Source organism: Nostoc sp. (assembly GCF_036919615.1).
Lineage (GTDB): Bacteria > Cyanobacteriota > Cyanobacteriia > Cyanobacteriales > Nostocaceae > Nostoc.
The window spans coordinates 153,037-168,295 of sequence record NZ_JBALCN010000003.1 but is presented as its reverse complement, the minus strand read 5'-3'; the positions used below and the strand labels follow the sequence as shown (position 1 = coordinate 168,295).

Here is a 15,259-nt window from a genome sequence, read left to right as displayed (position 1 = left end):
GAAGTTAGATTTATTTATCGGTTCTTTGCAAAAATCACTCAGTACTTCCCATAAATGAGCAGCAATTTTATTGACACGTTCCTCGCAGTACTGTGCTTCAGAGGCTATATTAGTGTAGGTTTTTCCTGACCATCAAGAACGCAATATCAACTCTTGGAGCGTCGTTAAACCGGTTGCTTGACTGGCTTTTAGTAGCAATACTACTTCATCTATAGTCATTACTCATCGGCTCTAATTCAGCATGACATTTTCTCACACCACTATGCTTTGGAATTCAATTTAGCCTGCCTTGTATGGATAGCAGCCAGCCATGACCAAAAAAGCTACAAACCAGCCTTGACAATTTTTTGGTATCCTCAAATATTTGACGTGACTTAATCATAGAATTTTTTTACAAATTTTTCCGAGTTTTTAGGTGATTCTATGTGATTTGAACTACTTTTTTTAGACATATCTTAGAATGTAGATGCACACAATGTAGCTATTTTTTTCTAAAAAATCGCCACTGCGATCGCAACAGAGGTTACATTCGTCCCTTTACCTTTTTCTAAATTTCATCCAAATTGATGATATGGGCTGATATATCTCCAACCGAAGTTACAGCTCAATAAACCAAGTTGACGATTTGTTAACCAAACCGTACTGTCCATAACTGGATCGTCAGGGTGCTAAGACAGCGTAGAGAGAGCTACAGGATATCTTCCTCATCGTACCAGCAGCTATGCATATCGAAGAACCCGCTACCCATGAACTGGAAACTCCACTTTCAGTCCAAAATTCCCAGAGTTTCCCAGAATCACAGCCACTACAAAAAGGACAAAAAGACTTATCTCAAGAAAATTTAGATCCTTGTCAATGCTCACAAGCCGCCTTACAAATGGCATTAATAGCCAGTGGCTTGGGATTGTGGGATTGGAATCTGGTAACTGACAAAACCTATTATGATCCTCAGTGGAAGCGCATCCTGGGGTATGAAGTAGACGAAATCGATCATGACCATAAATCCTTTGAGCAACTTGTACATCCACAGGATTTACCGAGAATTCGCCAGGTATTGCACGATTATCTGGAAGGATGCACATCTGTGTTTGAAGTTGAATTGCGAATGTTGACTAAATCCGGCGAGTGGAAGTGGATTTTGGCTTGTGGCAAGATATTTCAGTGGGATGAATTCGGTAAACCAGTGCGGATGGCGGGGACACACAAGGATATTAGTCAGGATAAGGCGATCGCTATTCAACAATACCAATTATCTGAACAACTCCAAAGAGAAATTGTCCAACGCCAGTCTACCGAAGACCAAGTTAGGGAAAAATCACAGCAGCTAGAAACTACCCTCGAAGAACTCAAATATACCCAAAAGCAGTTATTGCAAAACCAGAAAATGGCTAACCTTGGTCAACTGGTGGCGGATATGGCTAACGAAATTAACAATCCTGTTAGCTTCATCTACAGCAATCTCCATCCTGCAAGTCAATATGCTGAAGACTTAATCAGAGTCATTGAACTTTACCAACATTACTATCCCATCCCGACCCCAGTCATTGCCTTACATCTGCAACGTCTCGACCTCGGTTTTGTGAAGACAGACTTTTTAAAATTGCTGTGGTCAATGCGAGCCGGATCTGAGTGCGTCAAAGAAATTGTTTTCGCCTTGCGGAATTTTTCAACCTCTGACGAAGGTCAAATGAAAAAGGTTAACCTGCATGAAGGACTTGATAGTGTTCTGAGGATTTTGCAACATCGTCTGAAAGAACAGCCTGATAGACCAAGGATTGAAGTAATTAAAAACTTTGGGGAATTGCCTTTAATCGAGTGTTACCCTGGTGATCTAAATCAGGTATTCATGAACATCTTGACTAACGCTATTGATGCCTTACAAGACAGGATGAAACATGATTATTCCTTTATTCCCACTCTTTTTATTCATACAGAAATTCTTAGTAGTCATTTATCATTAGTAAATAGTAATGAACTTTGGGTAAATGACAAAAGACTAGGAAAAAGACACAAAGTTATCATTCGCATTTTTGACAATGGTAAAGGTATACTTCCTCATATTCAAAGACATATATTTGAACCATTTTTTACGACAAAACCAGTAGGCAAAGGTCAAGGACTAGGGCTATCAATTAGTCGGGAAATTATAGTTGAAAAACATCAAGGTAAACTTAAGTGTAATTCTCAATTAGGTCAAGGCACAGAGTTGGTCATTGAAATGAATACTACAGCAAGACACTATGCCGCTATCAGAAAACACGCCAGCTTTTAGGTAATTAACCTTGGGTAAAAGGTACAACACAGGGGCAGGAGGCGTTAATTTTTGCAAGTCGATGCATTAACAAGGCGGCCGTTACATTCACAATGCGAGTCGATGCATTAACAAGGCGGCCGTTACATTCACAATGCGAGTCGATGCATTAACAAGGTGGCCGTTACATTCACAATGCGAGTCGATACATTAGCAAGGCGGCCGTTACATTCACAATGCAAGTCGATACATTAGTAAAGTGGCGATCGCATTCTTGCTATCAAGATTCATATCGCAGAGTTATCCCTCTTTTGTCACTTTCGGGAGAGAATAATCTGTAACTCTTGCCCAGACAGGATTTTGCCTATAGAGCTTTGTTTGGAGGTTTCTATTAGTTTGCGAGCGCTAATCTTCTCACTAAATCTAGGTTTCATCATTTAGCCTCAATTTTTATTTCCCCAGAGTGACAAAAGAGGGGTTATAGAGAGCGCATCTGAAAGTTAGGGTTAAGAAAGTATAAGAATACTACAAACAGTACAGTAAGTAATGTTTATGTTTCACCTAATTGATGAGAGTAATGCACACACTATCCTAAATTGGCGATATGAGCCACCCTACAATTTATACAACTACTCTGAGGAGGAAGCTAATCTACTACAACATATTCTGCACCCCCAGAATACCTTCTACAGCATTGCAGATGAAAATAGTGAGTTGGTAGCTTATTGTTCTTTTGGACAAGATGGACAGGTCACTGGTGGTGATTACCGCGATCAGGCGTTGGATATTGGCATGGGAATTCGCCCTGACTTGACCGGACGAGGAAAGGGTGCTGAATATGCCAATGCCGTATTAAAATTTGCAGACAGTTTATTTAAGCCAAAAGTCTTTCGAGTGACGATCGCGGCATTCAATAAGCGTGCGATACGGGTATGGCAGAAGTTGGGATTCGAGCATCAGCAATCGTTTGAGCGAGGGAGTGATGGAATGCAATTTATCGTGTTATTACGAGCAGACTGCTGTAACAGCAATCGTTAAAGGAGTACTGCCTCATAATTTAGGGCTTCCCAAACCTCCAGATGTACTCCTTCTACTTTTTCCTTAAAAACATCCTGGGTGTGACTACGACATATTTCTTAAAATGTCTGAATCATAGGATGGGAAAATAAGGGAGAGTAATGCCCACCCCCAAACTTACTCGACTATCAGAACTTAAACATTTTTAAGGGAAAAACAAGCCTCAAACCTATGCAGGGTAAGGAAAATACACCAAATGCTCGAAAATGGCTCAAACCTAGATATATCAATTAACCTTTCAAACGATGTCAAAGTCCCTGTGTATATAGATTTGAAGCTTTTTTCTGGGTGTTTTTTGTCTAAGTCCCACTATTTACCTAAGACAGATAAACAAAAAATTTTATCAGTCAAAATCTATGACTTTGACCCCCTCCCCAACTCGAAAGCCACCCACTCAAGCAATAGGAGCCAAAATTTTCCACTCCTGTAACATCATTAGTCTGTTTATCATGCTCACCAGTGGACTACAAATTTACAACGCCAACCCTGTTTTTGGTGGACGTTCAGGTTTGCACATTCCTGTGATATTTACCTTAGGAGGTTGGCTCGCAGGAGGTAGACACTGGCATTTTGCAGCAATGTGGCTATTCTCGCTGAATCTCTTGTGGTATGGAATTTACGTTTTAATTACTCGGCGCTGGCGACATCGGTTTGTAGGGGCCAATGACTTCAAAGCATTACAAAAAAGTCAAAATTCTAAGCGCCTAATTTATGCTTGGCATCGTATTGCCTATACAGCAATTATTCCTATTTTGCTGCTGGCGTTATTTACAGGAATAGGCATGTATAAACCTGCTCAATTTCCTTGGATTGTGGATTTGTTTGGCAGTTGGCAAGCATTGCGAATTGTTCACTTTGCCTCAGTGCCGATGGTTATCTTATTTGTAGTAATTCACTCTCGATTAGGGCAAAAAGCTGGTGGTACTGAATTAACAGAATCAATGTTTTGGTAAACAATCTTTTTTTAAAACTGAAAAATATGAACTTTTTTGATAAATTGAATCGTAATATCTTGCAAAATCAAAGCTTACTATTCGTAGGACTTGATCCAAATCCAGAGATGATGCTTGTGCGTTATGAATCTGAAGAACTCATCGCGGGTTTGGAGAAGTGGTTACAATTCATTATTGGTGAAACTTCTGATTTCGTATGTGCTTATAAACCGACATTTGGCTTTTATGAAGCACTAGGTGTTCCAGGTTTAGAACTGCTGTACAAAACTTTAGCAGCTATTCCAGCCCACATCCCAGTTATTTTAGATGCCAAACACAGTGATCTAAATACTAGTACCATCTTTGCCCGGACTGTGTTTACAGAATGGCAGGTGGATGCAATCACTCTCAGTCCCTATACAGGACAAGATCATGTAGCACCTTTTTTGGTATATCCTGATAAAGCAGTGTTTATTTTATGCTGTACTTCTAATCCAAGTGCAGAAGCTTTACAGCAATATCCTACAAACGAATCACCCCTTTATTTACAGGTGGTAAAAGAATCAAAAACCTGGGGGACTCCAGAACAATTGGGTTTGGAAGTAGGAACTACAAATCCTGAAGTTTTAGCGCTGATTCGATCAATTGCTCCTGAACGAATTATTATGGCGCGTAGCATCTGGGCAGAAGGCCCAAACCTGAAGCAAATTTTAGAAGCAGGTTTGAATGCTAATGGTGATGGTTTGCTGATTCCTGTTCCTCAAGATATGTTGGGAAATATACAACTATCTGAGCAAATCCAGTCTCTACGCGCAGAAATTAATCAAATCAAAGCTGAAATTATTCACGAAAATTCTACATGCTCTGTGTGGTTTCCTGATGTTTGTTTACTAAATCAGCACCCCCAACAAGATTTGATTTTACAACTTTTTGACATTGACTGTATTATGTTTGGCAGCTTTGTTCAAGCATCAGGAGCAATATTTCCTTATTACATCGACTTACGCAAAATTATTTCTAATCCCCAAGTTTTTAATCAAGTTATCACGGCTTATGAGGAGATTTTGAAGAATCTAAATTTTGATAGATTAGCGGGTATTCCCTATGGTTCTTTACCTACTGCTACTGGTTTATCTTTGCGTCTTAATTGTCCAATGATTTTTCCCCGTAAAGAAGTGAAGGCACACGGAACTCGCAGAGTAATTGAGGGTAACTTTCATCCTGGTGAAACGGTTGTGGTGGTTGATGATATTCTCATTAGCGGAAAAAGTGTCATGGAAGGGGCAGGAAAGTTGGAATCAGCAGGATTAAATGTTAATGATATTGTAGTATTTATCGACCATGAACAAGGAGTGAAAGACAGGTTACAGGAAAATGGTTATCGCGGTCATGCAGTTTTAACTATTTCTGAAATTACTAATACTCTATATCAAGCAGGTCGAATAAGTGAGGAGCAATTTTTAGCTTTTGCTGAAAGTTAGTAATCGAAATAATGGGGAGTAGGGAGTAGGGAATGGGGGAAGATTTTTCTTATCTACTTCCCCTTGCTCATATTTAATTTCCAGGTTCAATCTAGTAACTAGCATAATTTTGATTTTTAAATTAATGATGAATTTTTCACTCAATCAACTACTGAGATGGTTAATTTTTACACTACTATTTCCTCTAGTCTTTCTTAATGGTTGGCTAGCATTTTTGCTTGTTAAAAATTTTCAACCTGTTGTAACAATTCTTGTCTTAGCTACTTTGCTTGCATTCGTTTTAAACTATCCTGTTTCAATTCTCCAACAGCGGGGGGTTAAACGCAGCTTTGCAGTAGCCTTAGTTTTTATATTAGCATTGGTAATTATTGTTGCTCTGGGTGTCACTTTAGTGCCCATTGTTTTAGAGCAATTTAATGAGATGGTTAAAGTCCTTCCCCGATGGATTGATTCTAGCGAAGAAAAACTTCAGATTGTAAATGATTGGTTTTTTAGGCACAAATTAAATGTGAATTTAAGTCAGTTTGTAACCAGAATTACTGACCAATTACCCAATGAGTTAGAGTTTCTTTCAGATAAACTTTTAAGTATTATCATAGATACAATTGATAGTATTTCTGAGGGATTAATTACGGTAGTGCTGACTTTTTATCTATTGTTAGATGGCCCAAGAATTTGGCAGGGTATATTTAAGAAGTTACCTGGGAGTTTTACTCACAAGGTAAGCCAGTCTATTCAGCAAAACTTTCAAAATTACTTGATTGGTCAGGGAAGCTTGGCTTTACTGATGGGAGTTTCAGTAACATTATTGTTTTTAGCTTTTCAAGTCCAGTTTGCTTTACTCTTTGGTTTGGCAGTTGGGCTTTTGAGTTTAATTCCCTTTGGGGATGTCGTCAGTCTGATTGTAATCACTTTAATAATAGCCACACATGATTTTTGGTTAGCAGCGAAGGTTGCTGCGGTAGCTGTTGTGATTGATCAGGTAATTGATCAGGCGATCGCACCGCGTCTTTTAGGTAAATTCACTGGTATTAGACCAATATGGGTGTTAATTGCTTTGCTTGTAGGAACCAATGTTGGTGGAGTCTTGGGTTTGCTAGTTGCGGTACCTATAGCTGGTTTTATCAAAGATATGGCGGATGGTTATTCTAAATCTGGTGATTCCGATAATCTAGTAGATGGTGAAGCAGCATCAGAATTGTTAGCAAAGGAGTCAGCATTGTGATTAATTTGTAAGTGGGTACTGGGAAGAGGCAATTCAGAATTACAATCTCCTGTAAAATTGCCCGATTTAGGGATATAGAGTTAAATGGTTACTGTGCTGTTAAAAAGTTATCGCTGCTCTTTGCCCCTAAATTTATACCTAAAAGTGCTGCACTGTTTCAGCAGAATTTTCACGATGGTAAAGGATTTTTACCAGATTCTTGAGAGCAGCTTTAGCCACAACACATTCATCAGCCAGCGCTGTATACGGGTTTCCCTTATCTGGCAACTGGCATCCCCACAGCTTAAGCAAGCCGTGTGACTCTCTGCTTCTGAAACTGTAAAATAAAAATAGATAGATGAGGTTCGCGGATTCTTGCCCCTACCTTTACAATTACGATTTATTTTCTCCAAACTGTTGCTGTCTCGGTGGGTAAAGATTAATATATCTGTGGGCAGAGGCAATATCTCATCAAACCAACCCTGACAACAGTGAAAAATCCTTGATCTGTCTACTTTTGATTCTGTTTAGTGTCAGTTAAGTTTATCTAGATGTAGTGACTTAAGACCATTACCTGCTAGGGTTATAAATCAGCACAGACTATACTATAGACAATTTACCCAAAACTCTTTCCACCTTTAAAATCAGAGGTATTAATGATTATAACTAATTTTAGTAAACAAAGAAATGAATTTAAGGAATCTAAAGTACTCAAAGCTAAACCACATTGGCAAGGGCAAAATTTGAGCAATACTGCTGTCAAAGGTAAAGATACCAAGATGCCAGATCCTGCACCTGATAGTTCGATTTTCAATAGCTTCAATCGTGGTCGAGTTGCTATTTTTATTGATGGCTTAAGCTTATTTCATACAGCTTTACAACTCGGCATAGAAATTGACTATGTTAAATTGCTTTGTCGTTTAACCAACGGTTCAAGACTATTGCGTGCTTTCTTCTATACTGGGGTTGAACTCAGCAATGAAAAGCAACAGGGTTTTCTATTATGGATGCGTCGTAATGGCTATCGTGTAGTGGCAAAAGAGCTTGCTATGGCAGCAGAGAATTTCAAAAAATCAAATCTGAACGTAGAAATTGCTGTAGACATGATAACTTTAGCTCCTTATTATGATACTGCGGTTTTAGTCAGTGGGGATGGAGATTTAGCCTATGCTGTGAACGCTGTCAGTAGAATGGGGGTTCGGGTGGAAGTGGTGAGTTTGCAAACGACCACTAGTGAAAGCTTGATTGATGTTGCTGACTGCTTCATTGACCTCGATAGTATTAAAGCACACATTCAAAAAGATTCTCATCTTGGCTATAGTTATCGCACGCCATCAAATTCAAACCTTTAAAACCCGATTTCAAATCTATCGAAATCTATACTGAGCTATTGTCAGCTTTTAGAAGGTTTATCAGGTTGGGTGGGGTTTAAATCCCTATCCATACCCGTCCTAGTCCCCAGTTCAATCTGCGTATTTTGCTCGGCCCTAATTGAAATGGATATTTTAATAGTCGAAGATGAACCAGAAATTGCTCATTTAATTGAACTCTCTTTAGAAAAAGAAGGATTTTTTTGTCGCATTAGCCGCGATGGCATGAATGCCTTGCGGATGTTTCAGGAGCAACCACCTGATTTAATCATTCTAGATTTAATGATTCCTGGTTTGGATGGGTTGGAAGTTTGTGCCAGAATTCGCCAGAAACCAGGTGCAAAAGATCCTTACATTTTGATGCTCACGGCTAAGGGTGAGGAAATTGATCGCGTCATAGGTCTATCTACTGGTGCTGATGATTACATGGTCAAGCCCTTTAGCCCTAGAGAGTTGGTAGCTAGGGTGCGGGCACTATTGCGGCGTTGCCTCCGCCAAGGGGGACAACATCAAGTCAATCGTACCCAACACTTTATCGTAGATGTAGACCAGCGTACTGCCAGTCGTCAGATGGATTCTCAGGAGGTTGAAATTTTGGACTTAACTACCCTAGAATTTAACTTGCTAACTACTTTTGTCAGCAATCCTGGTAGAGTTTGGAACCGCACTCAACTAATTGATAAACTTTGGGGAGATAACTTTTTTGGCGATGAACGAGTGGTCGATACTCATGTAGCTCGGTTGCGAAAAAAGATTGAGCCTGATCCGGCAAATCCTACTTTTATTAAAACTGTTGTTGGGGTGGGCTATAAATTTGAAGATCCCCTGGTAGCGTAAATATTATGAAGATGGGGCTGAGAGGACGCCTATTTTTCTCCCATTTAGTAGTAATGATCGTGGGGGTAGCTAGTTTGGTAAGTATCAGCAAAATCTCTTCCCCCCGCTTGTTTGTCTTGCATTTAGAACGATTAGAAAATCAGGGGTTCGACTTAATCGATGTCCGGACTGAATTGGTTACAGGATTTGAACTTGCTTGGCAACGAAGCACAATTTGGTCAGTCTTAGTCGGGACTACCGCTGCTGGAGGATTAAGTTACTGGGTGTCTAGACGGATTATGCAGCGATTGACAGAGATGGAACAAATCACCCAAAAATTTGCTGCTGGTCAGATGGATGCACGACTACCGATGTCTGACATTCCAGAACTTAATGGGCTTGGTGCTAGTTTCAACCGGATGGCAGCCAGTTTAGAAGGGGTGGAAGTGCGGCGGCGAGAAGTAATTGGAGACATGACCCATGAACTACGGACACCGTTAACAGTTGTCCGTGGTTACTTGGAAGAACTGGCTGATGGAGAAATTGAAGCGTCTCCTGAGATTTATCGGCGTTTAGCTAGAGAAACTAAGCGTTTAGAGCGCTTGGTGAACGATTTACAAGAACTCTCTAAGGCAGAAGCTGGTTATTTGCCAATTAATATCCAACGGGTAAATCTGCGTCCATTGTTAGAGTCTTTAGTGGAGAAATTTAGTGACCAACTGTTGGAAGATGGGCCAGTTCTGCTTTTGGAATGTGCATCTGTGCTGCCTCCTGTATTAGCGGATATTGACCGCACAGAACAGGTGTTGGTTAATCTGCTAGGTAATGCAGTGCATTATACTAATGAAGGTTCAATTACGATTCGGGCTGGGACTGAAGCTTCTTTTCTCTGGATTGCGGTTATGGATACAGGTATTGGTATCGCTCCAGAAAATTTGCCCCATGTGTTTGAGCGCTTCTGGCGAGCTGACCTATCGCGCGATCGCCATTCGGGAGGCACTGGTATTGGCTTAACTATTTCCCGTCGTTTGATTGAACTACAAGGCGGTCAGATTCAGGTAGAAAGCGAGCTGGGAATTGGCAGTACGTTTCGGTTTTTTCTGCCTTTGGCTTAAAGATTGAGTGAAAATGCTTGAGATACAAGGGATTGACACAAGGTAGTCACTGCTGTGTCATACGCAATTGTTAGTTTGAAAGTATCCAAAATTCAATCCGCTTGGTGTTGGTGATATTTTGCCCAGGAAGATCCCCCACACTCCCTTAAAAAGAGGGGCTTAATTTCCTCCTTTTTAAGAAGGGTTAGGGAGGAGCAAGCCAAAGCCTTAGCGATTAATCCAAAATCTTATTTTTTGATGGGTGTGGAGATTTTGAAATTGTATAAAATATAACGTTAATTTGGCATTTGGGTAGAATTCTCTATGTCTACTTTTGTTCTAGCTGCTTTTTTGGTTAGTTTAGTCAGTATTTCGGGTTACGCTGCGATCGCTTACCTGTTTCCTCAAAATCGTTCCCAAGACTGAGCAAATAACTAATCTCTTGCTATTTTTAGTTATTAGCAGATGATTATTCTGATGTTAGGAAAGAGGCGGCGATGCCTGCGGCGGGCTGCACCAACGCACTGGGCAATTTAGGTAATTTTAGAGTAATTCCAAAAATTCAGCAATAAATTCACGGATCTTGGCTCAATTCCTTATTTGTCAGCAGTGACGATCGCGATCGCAAAGCCGTCGTATCCTTTGCTACCCACAGTCTGGATTGCCGTGGCGCTGATGCGTGGCTCAGAGGCAAGCAGTTTGTTGAAGTGACGCACCCCCTGAACGCTAGGATCACTGCTGCTTTGATCAATCACTGCTCCGTCACGCACAACATTATCGGCGATGATCAGGCTGCCGCGACGGGAAAGCTTCAGCGCCCATGTGAGGTAATCTGGATTATTTGGCTTGTCGGCGTCAAGGAAGATTAGGTCAAATGGGCTGTGACCCTCGGCGGCAATTTGTGGCAGCGTAGAGAGTGCCTGTCCGAGGCGCAGGTCAACAATATCCGCCAGACCAGCGTGGGCAATGTTGGCACGGGCGACTTCGGCGTGCTTTGGGTCAGCCTCCAGCGTGATCAGACGGCCGTCGCTGGGGAGCGCCCGTGCCAGCCAGATAGTACTGTAGCCGCCCAGCGTGCCAATCTCCAGGATAGTTCGCGCCCCTTGGATTTGTGCTAACAGCAGCAGCTTGCCCTGGTTCGGCGAAACATTGTGCGGTGGCAGTCCGGCGGCGGCGCTGGTTTGGAGAGCCGCATCCAGCGCGGGGTCGGGCGGCACAAGCAGATCGGTAAAGTAAGCGTCAACCGCAGTCCATTGTTCCTGAGTCATCCTATATATCAACCCGCAATAAAATAGTCTTGATTATGTGTCAGAAATTGCTTCATTGGAGAGGATTGTAATGATTTCATTCAATGAATGATCGCGATTAGACTCTTCTGGTGTTTCCTTACCCAAGGAGGTTTCTTTCACCAAGCGGTAAACCTCAGCTGCTCCGTGAAAAATGTGCTCAGTCAGACCTAACTCTTTAAAGGTTTCTGCAATCTCTTCCATTTCTCCTACCCAACGATGCGCTTTCGGTGTCATCGATGGAATCGAACGGGTTAATATGCTAGCAAGTTCCTTTTGGCTACTAGACACTTCCTCCCATAGTTCTTTATCCAACCCTAAACGATGGGCTGCTATTAATAATTCTGTGCCGATTGCTGTAAGTCCTTTTGTCAGGGCTGCATAGGACATTTTCAACCCGGAAGCCTGACCAATTTGATCACTAATCACCCGCACATCCAAGCCATGATCCCGGAGTTGTTGAAGTTGACTTGCTTGTTTTCCGGAAGTATATATGCGGGTACGATTGGGAACTTGCGGTGGTGGGCCAATGATTGATGCATCTACGAATGTTCCGCCAACTGATTCGATGAGTTTGGCGATATTTATGACTTTTTGGGGTGCGATCGCATTACAGTCAACGTAGAGAATCTGTTTACCAACATTGCTGATTACCTCAGCTACTTGCTTTGCTGCTTCAGTCGCTGCTGCTGGGACTAAAACTGACAAAATTAGATCAGATTCAATTACCAGTTGCGTCAAGGAACCCACATCTTGGATGTTGGCTGCGGCTGCTAATTGCCGAGTTCGTTCACTGCGATTGTCTAGAGCAGCAATAGTTTTCAATCCATGTTGATTCAGAACAACTGCGATCGCCTGCCCCATATCACCTGGACTTAAAATACCAATAGTTTGGATAGGCATGGAAAGTTTTATATTTACTTTGTGGCTGACAAGTTAATTCAGTTAATGAGTTGTCAACAAAATACGTTAAATTGATATAAATGCCGTATTTAAATCAAACCACGGATAAGCTTAATAAGCAAGCTATCTGCTGAGAGATACGGCAGGAGTCTGGAGTAAAACAGTCTTCATTTCTGGCTTTGAAGTCTAGGTTCTGTACCTCACGCTTGTTGCAAACTGCTTTATATCTAGTACAGCACACGGCGTAAATCCAGCTACTATCTCAATTAACAAGACTTGGGGCTTAAGGCCGAATGGCACTAAGAAAAGCCGAAACGCTTGTGGTTTAAGGCGGTCTGTAATTGTTTGTGTAATTCTTGCCGGGGGTTTAGTCATGAAAGGGTAAGCTTTGGGGCGGCGTTTTTGAACTTGTGCTTCTGAACTTTGTCTGGGCACAATGACTTTTGGCAAAGATTGGGGCTGAGGAGCCTCTAAAGACAGATGTAAAGTTATCAGATTTTTGAGACACTTGTGACGGAGCGCTTGTTGCTTTTTGATCTGATTGAACACGGTCTCTCGCACGGCTTGTTAAGCTAATAATCATTCAAATTGCATCTTTGTGTCTCGCCTTCTTTAAACGACCGTCCGAATTCAATAAACGACTGTGCGAATTCAATCAACGACTGTGCGAATTCAATAAACGACTGTGCAAATTCAGTAAACGACTGTGCAAATTCAGTAAACGACTGTGCAAATTCAGTAAACGACTGTGCAAATTCAGTAAACGACTGTGCGAATTCAAGAGTTAAAGAAAAAAAGGTTGAAACCCTATAATACCGATCGCTGCAACTCTGGAAAAACCTTAGACACCTTACTTAAGACATAATCACCATAAGTTCCGCGAAAATCATGAATGTTAGCCTTATCCCAGCGATCGCTTGCATCATTATTCGCTACTATTTTATCTAATTGAATCGGCTTCACTTCCACATCGAAATTGGGATCGAAAAAGAAGGGGAACGAAAGACGATGATTTTGGGACTGGTTCTGTACACGATGAGGTGTAGAACGATACAAACCTCCTGTCATTTTGTCTAGCATATCGCCGATGTTGCAGACAAAGGAACCAGGAACGGGAGGCGCAGCAACCCAACCTGACTTGGATTTAACCTCTAATCCGCCTGAGTCGTCCTGCTTGAGAATGGTCAGAACGCCATAATCAGTATGTTCGCCAACGCCCCATATTGGTTCACCATCTGAGGGTGATAAATGAGGAGGATAGTTGAAAATGCGAAACAGCACTAAGGGATCACAAGTGTAACGGTCAGCAAAGTAGGATTCTTCCAATCCCAAACTCAGGGCTATACCCATCATCAAAGTGTGTCCCAAGTTTGTCATCGCCTCCATATATTCAAGCACTGTTTCGCCAAATTGAGGGATGTTGGCGGGGAAAAGGTTAGAACCATGCATAGGAGTACCAGCTTGCACTAGTGGGTGTTCCTCTCCTAGTTCAGCGCCAAAGTAAATACCTTCTTTCAAGTCGGGTTTACCCGATGTCAGTTCGCCACCAACGGGGAAATAACCTCGCCATGCAATACCTGCCAAAGCCATGCGGATTTTAAGTTTAGTTTCCAAATCTTGGGCGAAAAACTGGCGGCTGAGTTCTTCGAGTTGCTGCTGCAAACTTTCGTCCACGCCATGCCCGATAATATAGAAAAATCCCGATTCTTGACACGCTTGTTTGATTTGAGATGCGACGGAATAGCGTAGATGCATACTCCTACGGAGAAGCAAGCTACGCGCAGCGTCTCCTAGAGAAGCAGCTTCTCGCCAGAGATCGCCTTTTCCAGAAACCAAGGCGCTGATATCAATAATCGGGACGGATGAAAACCCTTTTTCCACAACTTGCAAGTTTTTCATGTTCAGGTTGGTAATAATATATATTTCTTAGCTCTTTTATTTTCGTTATGGCTGAAGCCGAATGCTGTTTATAAAGAAATGTAAAGTGATCAAAATCAAGCGATCGCCTTCAAATGAAGATTGACTTTGAAGCAATACAGTAGTCATTTCAAAAATGAAAAATGGTATCTTTAAGTGGGTTATCATCTGTGCTTTGTGTGCTTTTTTAGCAACTTCGCTCCCCGCTTTTGGTCAGGGTAAGAGCATACAGAATTCCTTTACAAACCAAGCTCTCAAAAACCAAATCGCCAAGGTGTTTCCCAATTTTCCCTTGGTATACTTTGGTTCGGGAAGGTTTCAGGAGGTGGGCAATCCCCAAAATCAACTGGTGTCTACGTATGAGTTCGATATAAAGCGGGGCATCAACCGCGAACTTGCTTACTATATTGACAAGGAAGTTCTGATCTACAACGTATATGACCTCAACCCATCTGATGGTATAGCCCCGGACAAAGAGTACTTCATCCAAAAAGATCCGAACACTGGGGTGACCACCTGTACCCTCAACCCCTTACCATTGCCTAATGTCTTCAGTCGCAACTGGTGGTTAGCCAACAACATGGTTTATAAGGGTACAACCACCATCAATGGTTTTGCTGTTGATTGCTGGACGGGCGTTATTCCCGGAACGAAGATAGCCGTTCGGTTCTGCAATCGCTCCGACAAGTATCCCGAGTTTGCTCCTATTCTCAAGAAAATTGGAACCTTCGAGTTCTATGATCACTATGGCGAGTCTAGGGAGAAATTCAGCTACCCCACCGACTTTTTCAAGGTGCCGAAACTGTGCGATGCCAACAGCCAAAAACATTCTTGATTATCTAGGCAACCAAGTGCGATCGCCTTTAAGGCAAGCGCAGCAAGAATAGTGCCTCTAGCACTGAAAGTCTACATCCATGCGTGGGTTTAC

The 15,259-nt window shown here is 41.8% G+C and carries 13 protein-coding genes; 9 read left to right on the top strand and 4 right to left on the bottom strand.

Annotated elements, in window-relative coordinates:
- The first annotated feature begins 721 nt into the window (after positions 1-721).
- The 5 genes from V7K48_RS01590 to V7K48_RS01570 all read left to right on the top strand — a co-directional run bounded on the left by V7K48_RS01590 (position 722) and on the right by V7K48_RS01570 (position 6,966).
- Complete coding sequence (locus V7K48_RS01590; protein WP_335068963.1) at positions 722-2,272, top strand: PAS domain-containing protein; 1,551 nt, start codon at positions 722-724, stop codon at positions 2,270-2,272.
- A gap of 531 nt (positions 2,273-2,803) precedes the next feature.
- Entirely contained in the window at positions 2,804-3,289 is a 486-nt protein-coding gene (locus V7K48_RS01585) for a GNAT family N-acetyltransferase (RefSeq protein WP_335068959.1), read from the top strand.
- Positions 3,290-3,684: 395 nt separating this feature from the next.
- Positions 3,685-4,281, top strand: a complete 597-nt coding sequence (locus V7K48_RS01580; protein ID WP_335068958.1) for a cytochrome b/b6 domain-containing protein — start codon at positions 3,685-3,687, stop codon at positions 4,279-4,281.
- Between the two features lie 26 nt (positions 4,282-4,307).
- Positions 4,308-5,741 carry a bifunctional orotidine-5'-phosphate decarboxylase/orotate phosphoribosyltransferase gene (locus V7K48_RS01575; protein ID WP_335068957.1) on the top strand — a complete coding sequence of 478 codons (1,434 nt, stop codon included), beginning with the start codon at positions 4,308-4,310 and terminating at the stop codon, positions 5,739-5,741.
- 127 nt (positions 5,742-5,868) lie between these two features.
- A complete protein-coding gene (locus V7K48_RS01570; protein WP_335069023.1) occupies positions 5,869-6,966 on the top strand; it encodes an AI-2E family transporter in 1,098 nt (365 codons plus the stop codon).
- A gap of 138 nt (positions 6,967-7,104) precedes the next feature.
- Here the strand turns inward: V7K48_RS01570 and V7K48_RS01565 are convergent, their stop codons facing one another.
- A complete protein-coding gene (locus tag V7K48_RS01565) occupies positions 7,105-7,257 on the bottom strand; it encodes a hypothetical protein (RefSeq protein WP_335068956.1) in 153 nt (50 codons plus the stop codon).
- A 344-nt stretch (positions 7,258-7,601) separates the two neighbouring features.
- Between V7K48_RS01565 and V7K48_RS01560 the strand changes: the two genes are divergently transcribed.
- The 3 genes from V7K48_RS01560 to V7K48_RS01550 all read left to right on the top strand — a co-directional run bounded on the left by V7K48_RS01560 (position 7,602) and on the right by V7K48_RS01550 (position 10,246).
- Entirely contained in the window at positions 7,602-8,297 is a 696-nt protein-coding gene (locus V7K48_RS01560; RefSeq protein WP_335068954.1) for a LabA-like NYN domain-containing protein, read from the top strand.
- Between the two features lie 144 nt (positions 8,298-8,441).
- Positions 8,442-9,152, top strand: coding sequence for a response regulator transcription factor (locus tag V7K48_RS01555; RefSeq protein WP_335068952.1), 711 nt, complete (start codon positions 8,442-8,444; stop codon positions 9,150-9,152).
- A 5-nt stretch (positions 9,153-9,157) separates the two neighbouring features.
- Complete coding sequence (locus V7K48_RS01550) at positions 9,158-10,246, top strand: sensor histidine kinase (RefSeq protein WP_335068950.1); 1,089 nt, start codon at positions 9,158-9,160, stop codon at positions 10,244-10,246.
- Positions 10,247-10,821: 575 nt separating this feature from the next.
- Here V7K48_RS01550 and V7K48_RS01545 read toward each other — a convergent pair.
- The 3 genes from V7K48_RS01545 to V7K48_RS01535 all read right to left on the bottom strand — a co-directional run bounded on the left by V7K48_RS01545 (position 10,822) and on the right by V7K48_RS01535 (position 14,313).
- Positions 10,822-11,493, bottom strand: coding sequence for an O-methyltransferase (locus V7K48_RS01545; protein ID WP_335068948.1), 672 nt, complete (start codon positions 11,491-11,493; stop codon positions 10,822-10,824).
- A 33-nt stretch (positions 11,494-11,526) separates the two neighbouring features.
- Positions 11,527-12,414: an NAD(P)-dependent oxidoreductase gene (locus tag V7K48_RS01540; RefSeq protein ID WP_335068946.1), complete on the bottom strand. Its 888-nt coding sequence runs from the start codon at positions 12,412-12,414 to the stop codon at positions 11,527-11,529.
- 807 nt (positions 12,415-13,221) lie between these two features.
- Positions 13,222-14,313 (bottom strand): isopenicillin N synthase family dioxygenase, encoded by a 1,092-nt coding sequence (locus V7K48_RS01535; protein WP_335068944.1) that lies wholly within the window; start codon positions 14,311-14,313, stop codon positions 13,222-13,224.
- Between the two features lie 154 nt (positions 14,314-14,467).
- Between V7K48_RS01535 and V7K48_RS01530 the strand changes: the two genes are divergently transcribed.
- Entirely contained in the window at positions 14,468-15,166 is a 699-nt protein-coding gene (locus V7K48_RS01530; protein WP_335068942.1) for a hypothetical protein, read from the top strand.
- Positions 15,167-15,259 lie beyond the last annotated feature (93 nt).